Origin of the sequence: Pseudogracilibacillus auburnensis, assembly GCF_003201975.1 — a bacterium.
Classification (GTDB): domain Bacteria; phylum Bacillota; class Bacilli; order Bacillales; family Amphibacillaceae; genus Pseudogracilibacillus; species Pseudogracilibacillus auburnensis.
In genome coordinates this window covers 125,023-143,587 of sequence record NZ_QJJQ01000001.1, presented here as the reverse complement: position 1 = coordinate 143,587, position 18,565 = coordinate 125,023, and the positions used below count along the sequence as shown (strand labels likewise).

The 18,565-nt window shown below is 37.0% G+C and carries 16 protein-coding genes; 1 reads left to right on the top strand and 15 read right to left on the bottom strand.

Translation table 11 applies throughout. The features are described 5' to 3' along the window. Positions 1–585: 585 nt before the first annotated feature. The 5 genes from DFR56_RS00615 to DFR56_RS00595 form a co-directional block, all read right to left on the bottom strand. The gene (locus tag DFR56_RS00615) at positions 586–1,923 is read right to left on the bottom strand and encodes a dihydrolipoamide acetyltransferase family protein (protein WP_110393491.1); all 1,338 of its coding nucleotides are present in this window, start codon (positions 1,921–1,923) and stop codon (positions 586–588) included. Between the two features lie 14 nt (positions 1,924–1,937). Beyond that, entirely contained in the window at positions 1,938–2,921 is a 984-nt protein-coding gene (locus tag DFR56_RS00610; RefSeq protein WP_110393490.1) for an alpha-ketoacid dehydrogenase subunit beta, read from the bottom strand. A gap of 14 nt (positions 2,922–2,935) precedes the next feature. Beyond that, positions 2,936–3,925 (bottom strand): thiamine pyrophosphate-dependent dehydrogenase E1 component subunit alpha, encoded by a 990-nt coding sequence (locus tag DFR56_RS00605; RefSeq protein ID WP_110393489.1) that lies wholly within the window; start codon positions 3,923–3,925, stop codon positions 2,936–2,938. A 905-nt stretch (positions 3,926–4,830) separates the two neighbouring features. Beyond that, positions 4,831–5,160, bottom strand: coding sequence for a CHY zinc finger protein (locus tag DFR56_RS00600; RefSeq protein WP_110393488.1), 330 nt, complete (start codon positions 5,158–5,160; stop codon positions 4,831–4,833). Positions 5,161–5,175: 15 nt separating this feature from the next. Beyond that, positions 5,176–6,279 carry a D-TA family PLP-dependent enzyme gene (locus DFR56_RS00595; protein WP_110393487.1) on the bottom strand — a complete coding sequence of 368 codons (1,104 nt, stop codon included), beginning with the start codon at positions 6,277–6,279 and terminating at the stop codon, positions 5,176–5,178. Between the two features lie 508 nt (positions 6,280–6,787). Between DFR56_RS00595 and DFR56_RS00590 the strand changes: the two genes are divergently transcribed. Beyond that, the gene (locus DFR56_RS00590) at positions 6,788–7,309 is read left to right on the top strand and encodes a GrpB family protein (RefSeq protein ID WP_110393486.1); all 522 of its coding nucleotides are present in this window, start codon (positions 6,788–6,790) and stop codon (positions 7,307–7,309) included. Positions 7,310–7,534: 225 nt separating this feature from the next. Here DFR56_RS00590 and DFR56_RS00585 read toward each other — a convergent pair whose 3' ends face one another. The 10 genes from DFR56_RS00585 to DFR56_RS00540 form a co-directional block, all read right to left on the bottom strand. Continuing rightward, positions 7,535–9,061: a solute symporter family protein gene (locus DFR56_RS00585; protein WP_110393485.1), complete on the bottom strand. Its 1,527-nt coding sequence runs from the start codon at positions 9,059–9,061 to the stop codon at positions 7,535–7,537. Beyond that, entirely contained in the window at positions 9,058–9,405 is a 348-nt protein-coding gene (locus DFR56_RS00580) for a DUF485 domain-containing protein (RefSeq protein ID WP_110393932.1), read from the bottom strand. The genes DFR56_RS00585 and DFR56_RS00580 overlap by 4 nt, the downstream gene beginning before the upstream one ends. 165 nt (positions 9,406–9,570) lie before the next feature. Then, on the bottom strand, positions 9,571–11,124 hold the full coding sequence (locus tag DFR56_RS00575; RefSeq protein WP_110393484.1) for a Na+/H+ antiporter NhaC family protein: 1,554 nt from the start codon (positions 11,122–11,124) through the stop codon (positions 9,571–9,573). A 942-nt stretch (positions 11,125–12,066) separates the two neighbouring features. Further along, entirely contained in the window at positions 12,067–12,627 is a 561-nt protein-coding gene (locus DFR56_RS00570; protein WP_110393483.1) for a hypothetical protein, read from the bottom strand. After that, positions 12,612–13,250, bottom strand: a complete 639-nt coding sequence (locus DFR56_RS00565) for a lysophospholipid acyltransferase family protein (protein WP_110393482.1) — start codon at positions 13,248–13,250, stop codon at positions 12,612–12,614. Before DFR56_RS00565 ends, DFR56_RS00570 begins: the two co-directional genes overlap by 16 nt. A gap of 15 nt (positions 13,251–13,265) precedes the next feature. Beyond that, entirely contained in the window at positions 13,266–14,213 is a 948-nt protein-coding gene (locus DFR56_RS00560; protein WP_244916388.1) for a phosphatidate cytidylyltransferase, read from the bottom strand. After that, positions 14,203–14,820: a CDP-alcohol phosphatidyltransferase family protein gene (locus DFR56_RS00555; protein ID WP_110393480.1), complete on the bottom strand. Its 618-nt coding sequence runs from the start codon at positions 14,818–14,820 to the stop codon at positions 14,203–14,205. The genes DFR56_RS00560 and DFR56_RS00555 overlap by 11 nt, the downstream gene beginning before the upstream one ends. 345 nt (positions 14,821–15,165) lie before the next feature. Further along, the gene (locus tag DFR56_RS00550; protein ID WP_110393479.1) at positions 15,166–15,585 is read right to left on the bottom strand and encodes a nucleoside 2-deoxyribosyltransferase; all 420 of its coding nucleotides are present in this window, start codon (positions 15,583–15,585) and stop codon (positions 15,166–15,168) included. 582 nt (positions 15,586–16,167) lie between these two features. Next, positions 16,168–17,121 carry a GNAT family N-acetyltransferase gene (locus tag DFR56_RS00545; protein WP_110393478.1) on the bottom strand — a complete coding sequence of 318 codons (954 nt, stop codon included), beginning with the start codon at positions 17,119–17,121 and terminating at the stop codon, positions 16,168–16,170. Between the two features lie 571 nt (positions 17,122–17,692). Next, positions 17,693–18,562: a MurR/RpiR family transcriptional regulator gene (locus DFR56_RS00540; RefSeq protein WP_110393477.1), complete on the bottom strand. Its 870-nt coding sequence runs from the start codon at positions 18,560–18,562 to the stop codon at positions 17,693–17,695. Positions 18,563–18,565 lie beyond the last annotated feature (3 nt).

Genomic DNA, 18,565 nt, shown 5'->3' with positions numbered 1-18,565 from the left:
TCTATTCAACCTGCGCTATCGCTTGCTTTCACAGTGTCTCCTTTACTGTGGGCAACTGACGAGCCTCCTCATTTGTAATTAAAGGAGGGTCAACTTCGACATACCCCTTGCCGGTTAGGATCTTAACTCGTCCCATCTCGTAGCTCAGATTTGGGAAGCACATATAGCTTTTCGCTTTTTAGGGCACGATTAGGAGGTAATTATCGTCATTTCCGGGAGCAAACCAACAACATTGGACATCATTCGGATTACCGACACTTAATCGCGAAGAACCACCACATAACCGTAAAGATGCGCCATATTACTGCAAAGATACGCCATATAATTGCGGAGATACGCCATATAATCATGGGAGAAGACGCAGCATTTTCGAAAACGTCCATGTTTATCTCGTCATTTATAAAGGAGAAGTATATTTCCGCAGCGGAAAACAACCTAGCTGTTACTGCACAGTTTATTTCTAATGAGCAATACGTTCTTATCGACATATAAACGAAAAGTCCGAACTAATGCAAATTCTTATTGAAGAAATTTGAATCATCGTTCGGGCCTTTCCACTAAAGCACTTTTGTCCCATCTACTTCTTTATACAAATAAACTATATGGATTTTCTAATGTTTCTTTCAATTCTGTTAAAAATGCTGCAGCTGGTGCACCATCGATTGCTCTATGATCAAATGAAAGACTTAGTACCATCATTGGTCGAACAGTAATATTTCCATCCACTACAACTGGTTTTTCTGTAATCCGCCCTACGCCGAGAATTGCTGTCTCAGGTGGATTAATAATTGGTGTAAATCCATCGATTGCATACATTCCTAAATTACTAATCGTAAACGTGCTACCCGTCATTTCAGCAGGAGTTAATTTGCTGTCACGAGCTTTTTTCCCTAACGTTTTACTTACCGCTGTAAGTTCTGCTAACCCCTTTTTGTCAGCATCATGGATAGACGGAACGATTAATCCGTTATCGACTGCAACTGCGAGACCAATATTTACAGCTTTATTGTAGACAATTTCATTATCGATTAAAGATGCATTAATATTTCGATGTTTCGTTAATGTATGTGCAGTTGATTTAATAATAATTTCCGTAAACGATAAGCGATATCCTGTTTCATTTTCCACAATTGGTAACAAGTTCTTTCGAATATCAATCACTTTTGTCATATCGACTTCCGTTGTTAATGTCACATGAGGAATTGATCTAGCGCTTTCTAGCATTTTATCAGCGACGGCTTTTCTTAATCCTTTTAATTTCACTCGTTCAGCTGGTTCTTCTTCACGAACCTTTTGTGATGAAAGATAACGTTCCACATCGGATTTTTCAATTTTGCCTCTTATCCCTGTACCTTCTATTTTACGTACATCAAGCTGATGATCTTTTGCCATTTTTTCAGCAAGTGGTGTAATCAGGACTGCATTTTCTTTTACGGCATCAAGGACGTCCTGTTCATGAATTCGCCCTTTTGGACCAGAGCCAGAGATGGTTTCTAATGAAAGATCATTTTCACGTGCAACTCTTCTTGCCGCTGGAGTCGCACGGACTTTACCTACTTGTCCTTCTACTTCTTCTAGTTCTTCTTGTTCCTGTTCCATTGTAGTCTTTTCAGCCTTTGGACTATCCACTTCTTCCTGAACTTCTTCTCCTTCACTTGCAGGTGGTTCATCTGGTACAGTTTCTCCCGCTTCACCGATATAACCAATGATCGTATTGATCGGAACCTCATCGTCTACTTCATAATACTTTTTTAACAAAACTCCTTCTTCATACGACTCGACTTCAATATTGATTTTGTCGGTCATAATTTCAAATAACGGATCTCCTACTTGAACAGGATCGCCTTCTTCTTTTAACCATTGAAGGAGTGTTCCAACTTCCATCGTACTACTTAGCTTCGGCATAAATATTTCTTTTGCCATGTAAAGTCCCTCCTTTACGCTTTATTTAACGTTTCTTTTACAGCTTTTATAATATCTGGCACTTGTGGAACTGCTAACTTTTCAAGTTCCGGGTTATACGGAATTGGTGCGGCAACCCCACCTAATCGTTTAATAGGTGCATCTAAATAATCAAATGCTTCACTCTCGGCGATCATACTTGCAATTTCACCACCGTAACCACCACGTTTAACAGCCTCATGAACGACGACTAAATGTCCTGTTTTAGCTACAGATTTCACAATTGTTTCCTCATCTAAAGGTACCAGTGTACGCGGATCGACAACTTCTACACTAATTCCTTCTTTTTCAAGTTCCTTCGCTGCTTCTAATGATTTATGAACCATCACTGCAGTTGCAACAATTGTTATATCTGTTCCTTCCCGTTTCACATCTGCCACACCTATAGGAATCGAATACAGATCTTCCGGCACTTCCGACTTTGTACCATAAAGTAATTTATGTTCATAAAAAACGACTGGATTTGCATCATCAATAGCTGCTTTTAATAGTCCTTTCGCATCGTAGGCAGTTGAAGGTTGTATGACTTTTAAGCCTGGAATATGAGTCATCCATGCTTCTAAACTTTGTGAGTGCTGTGCTGCTGCACCTGTTCCTGAACCACTTGGCGTCCGAAGTACCATTGGCACATTCCCTTTCCCACCATACATATAACGTAATTTTGCAGCTTGGTTTACCATTTGATCCGTCGCTATCGTAATAAAATCAGAAAACTGTAATTCTAAAATTGGGCGCATTCCAGTTAAAGCGGAACCAACAGCAGCACCAGCAATTCCTGATTCACTAATTGGAGTATTTCGGACACGTTCTGGACCAAATTCCTCAATCATTCCCCTAGTTACACCAAACGCACCACCATATAAACCGATGTCCTCTCCTAAAATATAGACATCGTCATTTTGTCTCATTTCTTGTTGCATCGCTTCACGAACCGCTTCTAAATATGTTATTACTCTCATGATTCACCCTCCTATTATGCGTAAACGTCTGTTAATAAATCATCTTCTGTTGGCATCGGACTGTTTTGTGCAAATGTAACCGAATTTTCAATATCTTGTTTCGCCGCTTGCTTAATCGCTTCCGCGTCTTCTTCTGAAAATACATTTGCTTCAATTAAAACATCTTTAAAACGTTTGATTGGATCTTTTTCTTTCCATTCATTTTCTTCTTCACGTGTCCGATAAAGTCTTGCATCACTTTTCGAGTGACCTTTCCAACGATACGTTTTCATTTCGATTAATGTAGGACCCTGGTCACTTCTAGCACGTTCTACTGCTTCATTTGTTGCATTCATTACTTCAATCATGTCGTTCCCATCAATCGTTACTCCAGGAAAACCATATGATTTTGCACGTTCGGAAATATTTTCAATTTTCACCATATCCTTCACTGGACCAGACATACCGTATTGGTTATTTTCACAAATAAAGACGACTGGTAAATTCCAGACAGCAGCTAAGTTCAACGCTTCATGAAAACTTCCTTCATTAGTCGCACCGTCACCAAAATAACAAACGGTTACATAATTTAATTTTTTCATGTACGATGTTAAAGCTGAACCAACAGCAAGCGGAATACCCCCACCAACAATACCATTTGCTCCGAGATTTCCTTTATCTACATCCGCAATATGCATCGAACCACCTTTTCCTTTACAGTAACCAGTCGTTCTGCCGAATAGTTCTGCCATCATCCGATCCACTTCTGCTCCTTTTGCAATGCAATGTCCATGTCCACGGTGAGTACTTGTTATTTTGTCTTCCTCTTGTAAAACAGCACATGATCCAACCGCACTTGCCTCTTGACCCACACAAAGGTGTGTCGTACCATGAATCATTCCTTTTGCAAAAAACTCGTCTACTTTCTCTTCAAAAAAACGAATATCCCACATCGTTTTATATAGTTCCTTCAACTTGTCGTGACTAAATTCAACTTGTAAATCTTCTAGCCGATTTTTACTCATGAATTCCACTCCTCTTATTTTTTCATTCTATATTTACCACATTAGAAAGCTTGGCGAATGCCTTAGTTGCACTTATACAGATAAGCAAGTTTTATATTTTCTTATCTGCTAAAAACTACTTTAATGCTAGGTAGATCATAACTTTTCCAGCCCTCAAGTTACAATCGTTCCTATATATTACTTTTGTAATTATCATAGTGCAGAAATTGCGTTTAGTCAATGATTTTATACTGATGAAAGCAGTTTTTTAATCGAAATGGTTTTGTTTTAAAACTGTATTTGACGCAATTTTCGTACTTACTTGTCCAAGTTAGTTTTAGCTCATTATGCACTGATATACGCTCGTAATTTAGTTAAACGGAAAAGTATAAAGTATGTGAAAAACGGTGCAATGCCTTAAGCGGTGAAAATGAGCAGACAAGGGAATGAGGCACGGAAAGAGTAAAGTTTTATTCAGTTGATTGTCGATTTGTTCAGAAGAAACACGGGTTTATTCAGCTGTTTCCCAATTTGTTCAGGAAGAAATGCGGGGCATGCGTTTGGAACAGGCTCTATCTAATATATATTTGATAAACAGTACAGTTGATGAATTCATAGCTAGTTAAATGATTTAGGAAAAGAATGAGTTTGTATATAAATCTTAATGATTTTAAATAAAATGTGAGAGGATAGACGACTTATTAGAAGAGTTTGCCGCTTATCCTGTTAATGAGAAGATTGAATAGAAGATGCAAATTGAACTTATGCTTTTTAAAATTTACAATCTTTAAATGGTGAGTTAGATAAAAGCTTTATCGACATTTCGCTATTAGTAGGATCCAGCAGCGAAAAAGTTTACAACGTTTTTATTTAGTAAGATACCTGTATCACTGTTTTCTTTTCAGAGTAAGGGTATCTACCTTTTATTAAATGGCGAAATATAATTTTTCATGTAGCTTGCAGTTCGGATTAAATGCTGCCTGACAAGTTGGACATTTATTTGTTCCCTTTAAATAGGTATTAATCGTCAACTCTTTTCCACAAGCTCCACATAATATAGCTTTTTGATCAAACTTGTCCTGTGGCCATACTTGCGTTTCACCACATCCAGCTTCCTCATGGCAAAGATGGCAAGGAAAATATGTTTGACAGCAATAGAACTTGATCGCAATTCGATCAAGTTCTGTATGGTAATGAGTACAACGTGTTTCCTGATCAATTACTGGTCCTTTTATTATATGCTCGTTTATTTTCATCGTATGCCCCCCTCTTTACTTCAGTTTCCCTCGAGCATCTACCTTCCATTCATCTATCACTTTTCCGTTTTGATAAACAAGATACGTGTCGAATAAATTAGCAACCACACAAGCATGATTTGGGATAATGGTTATTCGGTCATTTAGTTTTAGGTCTACTTCATGCTTTAATGGAATTATGCCATGTTCTTCTGATAGACGTTCAATCACTAATTCTGGATATCCAATAATATAACCATGTCCAGTAATACTTGAATTACCATGTGCCCCTTGATCAAGTGCTAACGTCTTACTTCCCGCATCAATGACCATTCGATCTGATTTTTTGGATACGACACTTGCAAGAACAGTTAACGCACACTGTTTTTGGGTTGCGATCCCAAGTCCAACTTGGATCATATCGTAAAACACAGCATTCCCTGGTCTGATTTCAGTAATTCCTTTGATTGCGCCAGCTATTTTAAACGTCGGCGTAGAACCAATGCTACGATGCTTGATGTTAATTCCAGCTTCTTCACATAATTTAACACTTTTTAGAACCGTTTCTGCTTCTTCATTCGCAATTTTTTCTATTTGCTCTGGAGAGGTTGCTGCATAGGAATGTCCTGCATGGGTAAAAATGCCATTTAAACAAAGTGCGGTTAAGTTATTTATATGTTTTGCTAATTCTACAACCTCCTCATTCGGTTCCACACCAACCCTATTCAGCCCAGAATTCACTTTTATCCACACATTGAGAGGCTCGCCGTTTTTAAAAAATTCATGCAAAAGAGTTGCCTGTTCCATCGAATCTACAGCAACTGTTATTTTTGCTTTTTCTTGCAACTTTTTGACTCTCGCTAATTTTGTTCTTTGAGCAACTGGAAAGGCTATAAGAATATCATTAATCCCACCAGCAACCATTACCTCAGCCTCGCCTACCTTTGCAACAGTAACCCCGATGGCACCAGCTTCTAATAGACATCTTGCAATTTTAATGCTTTTATGTGTTTTAAGATGCGGGCGGAGATTAACGCCTGCATTTTCAGCAAAACGAACAATATCTTTTATATTTGCGTCCATTTTATTTAAATCTAGCAACAATGCTGGTGTATCAATAGTGGATAAAAAATCATTCATTATTCATTCCTCCTTTAAAACTATCTTTATTTTACCATGAAATACAGACTTACTTTACAATTTTAGTGTAAACCTTTTAATGAAGGATTTTCGTTTTTAAAAACGTTTCATTAGGAAAAAGTGAAAGTTTTATTGTCATTGCGGAAAGTGGAATATGTCGCGGAATTTAGATAGAAAGGATATTTTCTTTTTTATTATATTTGATATATTAGGTGTTAACCAAAAATATTAGCTATAGAATGATGTTATCGAATGAGGAATTAACCTTTTCTTCCAATTTGTAATAAACAAGATTTATTCTATCCTACATACGAACCAATAAAATTAATCGGGCTACGGGAACAACATAAGCATGTTTCTAGGAGATACAGAACAGACTTTAGCGTGTGGAACAAATTGTTTAAAGGAATTTTTACAGTGAAATAAGTTTATATGGGAAGTTAGAGGACTAACTTATTGAAGAACAAATACAATTGATAGGGAATCAACAGATCAAAGGGGGAATTACATGAGAAAAGTTGAAGTGAAGCCGTATAACGAGCAATGGCTTTCAATGTTTGATGAAGAAGCTGAAAAATTGCATCAAATTTTCAATTCTGAAATCATTGAAATCCATCATATTGGCAGTACGTCTGTAAACGGCCTAAAGGCAAAGGCTATCATTGATATCATGCCTATTGTTAAAAATATTAATCGGATTGATGAATTTAATACAGCAATGGATGCCATTGGTTACAAATCAAAGGGAGAAAATGGGATAACTGAACGCAGATACTTCCAAAAAGGGGGATTTAATCGAACTCATCATGTCCACATTTATCAATTGGGCAATCCTAAAATTGAGCGTCATCTTGCATTTCGGGACTACTTGCGTGTACATCCTTATGATGCAAAAAAATATGGAAATTTAAAAGAAGCATTATCCCAACGTTTTCCCTACGACATAGAATCATATATTAAAGGGAAGGAACAGCTAACATTGGAGATTGAGCAAAAAGCAATAGAATGGTATCGAAGCTCAAGAGGATAATTAGATTATTTAACATTGTGATAGTTCAATCTGACATGGGCATTTTTGGGTTTCACTAAACCTCTTTTATATCAATTATAACCATTTCCATCCATCACGGAAAAAGAGTAACGATCACTGAATTGCCGTTTTCCAACTTTCTAGTTTCAATACTATACTAAAAATAGAAAAGGCTGGGACAAGAGTGTTTTTGCGTTTTAGTTATATCCCAGCCTCCTCACCATATTATTCTCTATAACCTGTAGTTGCTTTCACCTTTACTTCCGCGAATTTTTGTTCATTATATTCTTTTGATAGGATCGTTCCGATAAGCCCACCGAGGAATCCAAGCGGTACAGAAATAATGGCTGGATTTTCTAGTGGGAATAGAGCATGTCCAATAAAAATGGCTGAACCGTCTGGTGCCAACACATTTGGACTCACTGCTACTAATACTAATGAAGTAATAAGTCCTGTTAACATTCCGGTTACTGCACCACTTGTGTTGAAACGTTTCCAATAGATCGTGTATAAAATAACTGGCAAGTTCGCACTCGCTGCTGTACAAAATGCAAGAGAGACTAGAAATGCAACATTCATTTTTTGTGCAAATAATGCAAGGATAATTGAAAATATTGCAACTCCGATGGAAGCATAACGAGCTGCCAACATTTGCTGACGATCAGAAATCTGTCCTTTTTTAATTACTTGGCCATAAATATCATGGGCAAAGGCAGAAGCTCCTGCAAGCACAAGACCAGCAACAACTGCTAAAATGGTCGCAAATGAAACTGCTGATACAAACGCAAATAATATATCACCACCAAGTGCTTCTGCAAGTAACGGTGCTGCCATGTTTCCGGCTGGGTTTGCTGCAATAATCGTTTGTTCACCTACAAAAGCCGCTGCTCCAAATCCAAGAAAAATTGTTAAAATATAAAAAACCCCAATGATCCATGTGGCCGTTACAACTGAGCTTCTAGCTGTTTTTGCGTCTTTTACTGTAAAGAAACGCATCAAAATATGTGGAAGTCCTGCTGTCCCAAACACGAGCGCAATCATAAGTGAAATTGTACCGAGCGGGTTTGTATATTTTAAACCTGGCTGCAAATAAGCAACTCCATGGCTTGTAGCCGATTTCATTTCTGTAAACATAAAAGCGATATTAAAGTTGTATTTCAATAATACTAAAAATGCAATAATGACCATCCCGATCATCAGAAGGACAGCTTTAACAATTTGCACCCAGCTTGTCGCTGTCATTCCACCAAATAAAACGTAAATCGTCATCATCACGCCAACAATTAGCACGGCATAGACATAGTTGATCCCAAATAGTAATTGTATTAGTGCACCTGATCCAACTAACTGTGCGATCATATAAAAAATACTAATGACAATCGTACTTAAAGCGGCCGTACCCCGAACTTTTCTTGCATCGAAACGGGAGTTGATCATATCTGCAAGTGTATATCGACCTAAATTTCTTAACGGTTCTGCAACTAAAAACATCACAACTAAATAGGCAATTAAAAAGCCGATACTATAAAAAAAGCCGTCAAACCCGAATAATGCAATCGCCCCAGCAATTCCAAGAAACGATGCCGCTGATAAATAGTCCCCCGCTATTGCAAGACCATTTTGCCAACCAGTAAGTCCGCCACCAGCAGTATAGAACTCACCAGTAGAAGTTGTTTTTTTCGCTGCCCAATACGTAATATATAAAGTTAGTGCGACAATTAAAAGGAAAAAAGTGATTACTGTCCCATTCATTCTTGTTCGCCTCCTTCTAATTGTTCTTTAATTATTTCATCTGCTTGTTTATCAAACTTGGCAAATTTCTTCACATAAACAACACATAACACCCACGTCATAATGAATTGTGCAACAGCAAAAATCCATGCCCAGCTTATATCTCCGAAAGCAGACTTATTCAAAACCGTCGAATAAGACGTTAAGATCGGAAGAGTAAAATAAAATACGAGAAAGAAAATTGTTAACGGTATAATAAATACTTTTCTTTCATGGATTAATTGTTTAAATTTACTACTATGTGCCACCCGGTCATAGTTTGACTTTAGAGGCACATTTGAATCTTTCGTTACGGCATTCCCCATCATGTATCAATCCCCTTTATAAAAATTTGATAAACTTCATAAATGTTCATATTTCCATCTTGTTTTTGTTATCGCTTTCAAATTATATGTAAGTCTAAACAGATTTTTCATATTTAGCTAGATAGTTAGCGCAAAGTCCGACAGAATTTTATCTGTTTGAACAAGCTAAGCACTTTTTCTTTGTTGTAGCTCTGGATGTTTTTTATGATACCAATTACCGAGAAAACGTAAGATGAAAAATTGGGCAATAACTCCGATAGTTAATAGGATAAAGGCATTGCCAACAATGGTATAAGATAAATACATCACTCCTGTTAAACAAGCTGTGACAAGTGCATATGGAAGTTGAGTTTTCACATGGGCAATATGATCCGATCCAGCAAAAATCGATGCCATAATCGTCGTATCAGATATAGGTGAAACATGATCACCGAAAATGGCGCCTGAGAAAACCGCTCCTATCGCTAAGTGGAGTAAAGGTTCTCCGCCAATACTAAAGGCAAGTGGAACAGCGATCGGCGTTAAAATTGCCATCGTTCCCCATGAAGTCCCTGTCGCAAATGAAATAACCATTGCAATGACAAAAACAAGAAACGGTAACATTGCAGGTGTCATCCAGCTTTCGGTTATTCCGACAACAAAATCTGCCGTACCAAGCACTTCAGTTACCAAACCGATCGACCAAGCTAGAACGATAATAATTAATGCAGGTAACATTGTTGTAATTCCACCTAATATCGTCTCTTCAATTTGTGTAAAACTAGTACCTTGAAATAAAGCAGTAATGATTCCAACGGCCGTCATCGCAAAAGCTGCCCACGTTAAGGCAACAGCAACATCTGTATCAGCAAGTGCATCTATTAACGATTTTCCTTCAGCACCACCGCCTGTATACCATAACCCCCAAATCCCTACAGAAATAAGTGTTACGAGTGGTAAAATAAAGTTCCAAATGCTTCCACCTTCTTTTTTAAACGGTTCCCCTAAATCTTGCTCAACAGACGATAAAGGACTTGCTCCTTCAGCAATTAACTGTCCAGTTGTTTCTGCACGATGTTCTGCTTTTGCCATCGGGCCAAAATCTTTCCCTAAAATAATCATCGGAATGGCAAACAAACTAAGAATCGCATAAAAGTTCCATGGAATCGACTGTAAAAATGCAAAATATGGTTCAATTCCAATAATCGCAACTCCTGCCATTGCACCTGCAATGATGGAAACTTGAAAACCAATCCAATCGGAGACAGGGCCAATCGTTGCCATCGGTGCAGATGTAGTGTCCAAAATATAGGCTAGCTTTTCTCGAGACACTTTATTTTTCCCTGTAATATCTTTAGAAGCGTTTCCAACAATGATCGAATTCACATAATCATTAAAGAAAATAACGATTCCAAGCACATATGGTAAAAAGAGTACTTTACGTTTTGATGTTAATTTCTTTTCTAACACACGAATCAGGCCATCAGAACCACCTGTTTTAAACATAAATGCAGCCCCAACTCCTAAAAGAGCGACCATCACTAGAAACCTTGCATTCCAGTCATCAATCATCACATCTTTCATCCATGTAAACGTGTATGCCACCGCTGAAAAAGGATTTCCACCTGGGACAATAACCCCACCAATCAAAATACTGATAAATAATGAAATGATCACCCGCCTCGTAACAATTGCTAAAACAACTGCAACAATTGGTGGAATGATAGATAAAAAGTCCATGTATTTCCCCCTAATTTATATTTTCTAGGCAGTATAACATAGACAAATTTTAGTGTAAACAGCACTTTTACATAATATTAGCATGTTCATATAACATTAAATTGTCCTAAATACTGCCATGACAGTCATTAGCAAGCTCATAAAAAAGTGATAAAATTATTCGATTTTTTTAAAAAAAGACGAAAAAAAATTTCTCCCTTAGCTAAAAAAGATGGAGAAATTCAAACTCTTTTTTCTTAAAATTTTTGGAAAATCACATAAAGTACGTGTTCAAAAGGAAGATAAAAAGACCGAAGTTGACTAAGATCGCAAGCTTCCTGGCCTCCACTAAATGCCCGTCCTATCGAAAACTTTGTGCTTGCGATTACTCGGGGGCAATAAACATGTGCGTTGCAGTTCAAAGCTGCGTAGCTTAGAGCAAATATTTTAACATGCTAGAAAAATGGTCTTCTTTTTCAAGGAACGCAGCGTATGCGTTTTAATAGGTGAGTAGCTAAAAAAGCAAGCCAATTAGAAAACTTGGCATTTCAAGCCTTTTGCGCGAACTAAAGTTGCGCTTTTGCAGTAAGAAAGGATGTATCCTCTCTTATCTACTTAAGAAGTAGGAAGTGGCATTTTTACCAGGTCTTTTGAACAACCTCTTAAAAGAGGTCGGGACAAAAGTGATTTCACCAAAGAAAAACCCGAACAACGGTAGCTGCATATAACCCGCTCTGGAAATATACTTCGCTTTCGATATGTTCATTTTAGTTATGTCCAGCCTCCTGTCATTCACTTAAATACTTCTGTCTATATCTAAAACCATGAGCATCTTAATTTGGTATAAATGAGATTCTCCATCACTGTCATTGTCACTGCTTTTAACACGTACAGAGAATTCTAGAACAACGCATTCGCTTCTGGCTTATCAACATTTTACTCTTTGAACCTTCTACCTAGTCTTTATTTCTTATCCCCTTTCCACGGATGGATCGTAAAATAAATCACATAAACAATAACCCATACAATGCCCCACACTAAATATTTCACCCACATAGGTGCATAACCAAAGAGAACTTCTGCGGCATACCAAGCAGCAACACTAGTTAAAAAGAACCGAATAAAACGAGCAGGGATACTTGCAAGAAAAAAAGGAATAAATCGAATACTTGCCCCAGGAGCCATGATCGCATATGCTTTATAGGGAATACCGCGAATAGGACCTAGCACCATCGCAATTAAGCCTTTCTCCCTTAGACTTACTTGCACGTCATGTAACATTTTTTCTTGAATAGCTGGCACACGCCAAACGAAACGATATGCATGATCATAACGTTTCACTGCAAAAATATACATGATGCTTCCACCAATAAGTGCCCCAGCAAGTGCGATCAAACTCGCATCTAATCCTGCACGAAACCCGTGGATAGCGATAAACGTTAAAATGACATCTGGAATAATAAAGAAGAAAGTCGCTTCCGCAATTCCCCATAAGAAAGCGAGCAACATCAATCCGAATCCCATTGTGGAAAACTCCCTTCCGCCGCTAGTTTATTCATTTTTTCTTCAACTGTTTTCATAAACTGCTTGCGATTGTCTTCCCATAAAAAAGGCTCTCCGACAAATACATCGCAAAAAAACGGTACGAAGGTGCGCTCTCCTTTTGGCAAAGACTTTCCAAGTCCATGCATAAATACCGGAAAAACCGGGACATCAGGACGCTCCTTCAATAAATAATAAATGCCAGATTTAAGTCGTGCCACTTTTTCTGGTTCACCACGTGATCCTTCTGGAAAAAGAATAACAATATGATTGTTATCTAACGCATGATAAATTCCATCAAATATCCCTTTCTTTTGCTTTGGCTTTCTTTCAAGTGGGATAATATTCATCATATGAAGGGCAAACCATGCGATGAACCTATTTTTCAAAAAATAATCCGCTGCAGCAATGGGGCGTACTTGATGGATCAGCTTTCCCCGAAATAGCGTCATTAACACGAGCGTATCCAAATGACTATTATGATTAGCAACGATTATGGCCGGCCCTTTTTTCGGAAGATTTTCCAACCTGCGAACATTTAATCCGAGAATAATTAAAATAAAGGGTCGAATGATAAAAGTGAAAAATAAGCCTCTTAAAATCATCGATCATAAGCTCCTTTATGTGAAATAGAAATAGCGTATAAAATGGAAGAATAGTGGTGCTGTATACGTTAAACTGTCAACACGATCTAAAATCCCACCGTGACCTGGAATAGTCTGCCCTGTATCTTTTATTCCTAGATCCCTTTTTAACGAAGAAATATTTACATCCCCAATAAAGCCAGTAAGCCCGATAAGAAAACCAGTAAATAATGTTCCTTTTAACGTTAATGGAGTAAGTAGTGGTGCGAGCAGCAACGCAAGGCCCACCGTCGTAATGATCCCACCAATTAACCCTTCCCACGTCTTATTCGGACTTACCCGTGGAATGACTTTATGTTTTCCTAACAATTTTCCCCAAATAAACTGAGCAACATCATTACATTGTGTTAAAATCACGATATATAAAATAAGACCAGCTCCAGTAGCCCCATTTTCACCAGTAATTCCAGGAAGTACGAGTAAATATGCGAGATGGCTAAGTCCAAAAACCATAATCATTAATCCCCAATGAACAGATCCCATCGTTCGCAAAAAGCCTTTATTTTCTCCAATCAAAATCATCTGAATTGGCAAAAATAAAAACATATAGACGGGAATAAAAATAATAAACATTCCATACCAGCCGATATAAATCCAGAAAAACTGGATTGGGATCGATAAATATGCCCAAAAAAGAATTTTTCGATGTGCCCGATTCGTCGGAATAAGGGACAAATATTCTTTAAAGGCTAAAAAACATAAAAACGCTAAAAAAATTAAAGATACATTGTGATTAATTAAAATTGCCATCGTAAAAACAGCTGCCATCACCCACCACGACTTAATTCTAGCATTTACTTCTGAAAAATCTTTTTCCCTATTAAACTTTGTTAACAAAAATGCAATAATACTAGAAACGATTAATAACGCTAAAATACCAATTAAAACAATCAAAATTTCTCTCGATATTGCTTCAAACGCCAATCTCATCTACCTCCTTTAACGCTCGCCGTATCCTGATCATAATATTTATGATGATCAGCAATAATACGATACTAAGAACCACCGTGTTCCATAACGTTGGTAGCAAGTTGAACGCTCCGAATATGGCAAGCAGACCAAAAACAAAAGCACGATCACTTTTCCCCATCGGTCCATCATATCTTCTGCTCGCTCCAATAACTACCCCTAACACCCCAGCCATTTCACTAATAATCGCACAAACGACAATGAGAACGAGTAACGGAGCATAAAAACCGGTTATGAATGCAAATGGTAAAAGTAACATCGCGTCTGAAACAACATCTCCTATTTCATTTAATATATTTCCAAGCTTTGTCATCATTTGATGTTCTTTTGCCAACATCCCATCAATCGCATTTAATGCCATTCTAATAAACATAACAATTGGAACTAAAAATAATATGTATGAATGCTCGTAAAATATCATTAATATGAACCCAGTCATGATCGACAACATCATTGCTGCTACAGTCACTTGATTTGGTGTAACACCTGTTTTTGCTAATCGATTCACTATGGGACGTAATAACTGCTGAAATTGTGGCTTTATATCATAAATACTTGCCATCGTAGTTCCTCCAAATGATCATTTTGTTTTACAATTGGTTAGACACACACACTCAAATCCTACATTATATTTTAATTCAGGCGCTCCGTCTTCTGTACATAACCACCATTTTTATTTTCCTATTTGACTTCTTTCATTATCTGTCAGTTGTGAAAACTTTTCAATAATGCTTTGTTCCTATGAGTTGTTTTTCCAATCGAAAAAACCTCCATCCAACATCTGAAGGAGATTTTCAATAATTAAATAAGCTATCTACATTTCTGATCGTATCAAATAATGTTCGGTGGCTTCTGTTTAATCGTATTTTATAATCTGGTAAATAGAGGGTTATCATATGAAAAGTTTCTAGAACGTCTCATTTGCTCTGGTTTTACGCTCGCTTTCTTGTTCTAATAAGTTTTCTGCAAAGGTATCAAAAGTTCCCACAAATTTATTTACACTTTTTATATGATAAAAAGTACTTGTTTTATCAAAATCATATAGTTCATTTGTTGGAGAGTAAATATAAATCCTTTTTCCAAGTCCCAGTGCAATTCCTAATTCAATGTGGCTTCCTTTTCCTGCTGGAAGTAAAATGATAAGTAAATCTGAATTTTTAACAGCTTCTATTTCTAATTCGCCAATAGTTGATAATTCTTCAAAAGAATTTGCTCTTTGGTTTTGCGTCCAATCATATGTGTGAATATACCCTTCTAATTTTAATCTATCGGAAAGAACTCTTACATTTTCTCTATTTGTAAAACTAGTTGCAATATAAAATCTCATATAATGTCCTCCTAGTAGTTATATACATATATTACCATAATTATAAGTATGTCTCATATAACAACAATCTTTTAGAAGACAACCTATTATGATGAGAATCTTCTGGACGTAGTATCTAAATGTAATAAAAATAAAAATGACTCACTATCTCATATATAATTTGGTTTACATGCCAATTTTTCCATTACGCCACTAACAAATTATCAAAAAATATATCCCTACCAAAAATAAAAGCATTCGGCAGAGATATCGCAATCTAATACATGATCAACTTCATTTTCTTTTCTAAGACATTAACATCTTTTATCGTAAATACTATTCTTGCGTAGCATATTGCCCCATTTGTTTCATCTGTTTACTCCTGACTTTTTTCTATCTTCTCGTTAAAACACCATCCGTATAAACAATGTTGCTTTTCGATAGCAAGGTCATTATGATGGGCATTTTAATTGCGGAAATTCTAAAGAAAGTGTGGAAATGTTTGAATAAGATACGGAAATTCTGTGAGTATAAACTTCTATAAAAAAATGAAACAAAAATCCTACCAATAATCCATCGTAGAGATTTTTGTTTCATAGACAATCACAGTTCTTTTTTATATGAGAGATATCCTTTCCAAATGTCATATCCTAAACGTTTGTAAAAATCGACAAGTCCTGTCCAGTCAATAACAATTCGCTCAATACCCCGCTGTCTTAAAAAAGCAATACCTGCTTCAACTATTGCCAAGCCATACCCTTGGCCACGTTCTTTGGCATCAACTCCTAATGGTCCAACACCCCCTAGTTCTTCATCAACTAAAGGTGCCCAGTAAACATTCTGTGCAATCAAAGGGGATTTAGCATCATTTATGCGGCAAAAGCCGATAATACGCCTTCCCTTTTTTAGAACAACGAATTCCCTTCCTGTACCACCTTTTTGAAAATAATGTATTGCTTCATATTCCCATCTTCCAGGAAAGCATCTGTTTAAAAAGGTCAAAAATTCCTCTTTATCGTTTATACTTAAAGTAGTAAATTCAACCTCAGCCATTTTAGGAACCGACATACCATCTTCAAGATCGTAATGACGTATTAAATCATACTCTGTACCGAAATTTTCGTACCCTTTTGTCTCAAACCATTCAGCCACATCTTCATATTGTTTAGGAATACCTGGGAAATAGTGGTATGTATCTTTTCCAAGTAAGATTTGCTTGACACCAATATCCTTTAGCTGTGATTCAGCATGTTCTAATAATGTAGAACCGATTCCTTGCTGACGATAAGGCTTTGCAACAAGTAATGCTTGAATCCATCCTCTCGTATCATCCATATTTACGTTGATGTTTTCTTGCCATCTTTTCGCAATGACAAAACCAATGATTTCATCTTGACCATTTAAGGCAATACAAGAACTTTTCAAACAAATATTTGAATCTTCAAAACTATTTTGTTTACATAATTCAACTCGAAGCGGAAAGTCTGCGCCAATTTCTTTATTCCACAATTCGACTACGTCATTTATTCTGTTTTCTTGCCATGGAATTATTTTCATCCGTTTACCATCCTTTGTAAAAAATTAAGATAAAATCTCCTTATATCTAAGACGACTATCTACAAAAGTAGATTGTTCAAGTAAACTATTGAACGATGCTTCATTGAATCAAATTCATCATTTAATAGTTCAGTTAAAAATCCAAACAACGAAATTTAGTTATTAGTTCTCCTTTAGGTGGTCGCTTTTTAGCGGGCGGCCGTTAAGTTAAGCCAACGCCTGAGCTAAAGTCCTTCTAGTTTTACCTGTGCTTTTCCTCCCGCGACGCACAATGTTTATTGCTGACGAGTAATCACGGTCGCAATGTTTTCGATGGGACGAGCATTTAGCGCAGTCCCAATGTTTTCGATGGGACGAACAAATGTGCAGTCACAGGACGTGCTAGTGTCAGGCGATGAGACGAGCATTTAGTTAAAGGATCAGGACGTGACCGCTTTTAGCCGACTAGGAGACGACTAACTAGAGTGGAAGCCTTAGGTGTTCGTTATAAAAATCGAATATTTATTTTTTTCAATATATAATGTTCGAATTTATCCTTAGAATGAACATTGATGAAATTGGCTCTCATTGTTTATTTTTTGTCTGTTAGAGTCAGTAAATGATCGATTGCTTCTTTCGTAGCATCTAAATGTTTGATGGTCTCATCATATTCTTTTGATGCAACACTCATTAATAAAATATCAATCACATGTAGCTGAGCTAGTCTAGAGGAGGTTGCACCACTTCTAAAGTTTGGCTCCTTTGTTGCAGACGTATAAAGTTTAATATCTGCTTGTTCAGTCACTGGCCATTTTCCGTACTTTGTTAAACTGATTGTGCTAGCCCTTCTTTTTTTAGCTAGTTGTAATATATGAGCGATCTCCTTGGATCGACCAGAAAATGAAATTCCGAAAACAACATCATGTTCATTCATATTCGCAATAAGCGTCGTCGCCATATGAATATCCTGGAACGCATAAGCTGTTTTATTTATTCTTAAAAACTTTTGCTCCGCATCTTGGGCTATAATACTTGAAGCACCAACACCGATAAAATGTATTTTACGCGCCTTTTTGAGTAATTGTACCGCTTTTTCTAATTCATCCATTCCGAGCAACTCAGCTGTTTCGCTGATCGTTTGAATGCTATTATTCGTCATTTTTTCAATAATCGTTGCAGGGGATTCATTTGGCTCAATATCACGAAAGCCTTGTACGGTATTTTTTTGTAAATCTCCTGCAATTCTAATTTTTAAATCATGAAAGCCTTGTAAGTTTAATGATTTGCATAGCCTAATAACAGCAGTTCCACTCGTTCCACTTCGTTTTCCAAGTTCATTTGCAGTTAATGTTACTACAATTTGCGGGTGTTCCAATATATAGGTAGCGATTTTTTTCTCAGATGGCGGTAAGGCTGGTAACATCTCCGTTAACCTTATCAACCCACCTGTCATAAATACCATACA

What these genes read in the sequence shown, in the direction of transcription:
- DFR56_RS00615 (WP_110393491.1), bottom strand. Translation starts at nt 1,923, where the DNA reads ATGGCAAAAGAAATATTTATGCCGAAGCTAAGTAGTACGATGGAAGTT.
- DFR56_RS00610 (WP_110393490.1), bottom strand. Translation starts at nt 2,921, where the DNA reads ATGAGAGTAATAACATATTTAGAAGCGGTTCGTGAAGCGATGCAACAA.
- DFR56_RS00605 (WP_110393489.1), bottom strand. Translation starts at nt 3,925, where the DNA reads ATGAGTAAAAATCGGCTAGAAGATTTACAAGTTGAATTTAGTCACGAC.
- DFR56_RS00600 (WP_110393488.1), bottom strand. Translation starts at nt 5,160, where the DNA reads ATGAAAATAAACGAGCATATAATAAAAGGACCAGTAATTGATCAGGAA.
- DFR56_RS00595 (WP_110393487.1), bottom strand. Translation starts at nt 6,279, where the DNA reads ATGAATGATTTTTTATCCACTATTGATACACCAGCATTGTTGCTAGAT.
- DFR56_RS00590 (WP_110393486.1), top strand. Translation starts at nt 6,788, where the DNA reads ATGAGAAAAGTTGAAGTGAAGCCGTATAACGAGCAATGGCTTTCAATG.
- DFR56_RS00585 (WP_110393485.1), bottom strand. Translation starts at nt 9,061, where the DNA reads ATGAATGGGACAGTAATCACTTTTTTCCTTTTAATTGTCGCACTAACT.
- DFR56_RS00580 (WP_110393932.1), bottom strand. Translation starts at nt 9,405, where the DNA reads ATGGGGAATGCCGTAACGAAAGATTCAAATGTGCCTCTAAAGTCAAAC.
- DFR56_RS00575 (WP_110393484.1), bottom strand. Translation starts at nt 11,124, where the DNA reads ATGGACTTTTTATCTATCATTCCACCAATTGTTGCAGTTGTTTTAGCA.
- DFR56_RS00570 (WP_110393483.1), bottom strand. Translation starts at nt 12,627, where the DNA reads ATGGGATTCGGATTGATGTTGCTCGCTTTCTTATGGGGAATTGCGGAA.
- DFR56_RS00565 (WP_110393482.1), bottom strand. Translation starts at nt 13,250, where the DNA reads ATGATTTTAAGAGGCTTATTTTTCACTTTTATCATTCGACCCTTTATT.
- DFR56_RS00555 (WP_110393480.1), bottom strand. Translation starts at nt 14,820, where the DNA reads ATGGCAAGTATTTATGATATAAAGCCACAATTTCAGCAGTTATTACGT.
- DFR56_RS00550 (WP_110393479.1), bottom strand. Translation starts at nt 15,585, where the DNA reads ATGAGATTTTATATTGCAACTAGTTTTACAAATAGAGAAAATGTAAGA.
- DFR56_RS00545 (WP_110393478.1), bottom strand. Translation starts at nt 17,121, where the DNA reads ATGAAAATAATTCCATGGCAAGAAAACAGAATAAATGACGTAGTCGAA.
- DFR56_RS00540 (WP_110393477.1), bottom strand. Translation starts at nt 18,562, where the DNA reads ATGGTATTTATGACAGGTGGGTTGATAAGGTTAACGGAGATGTTACCA.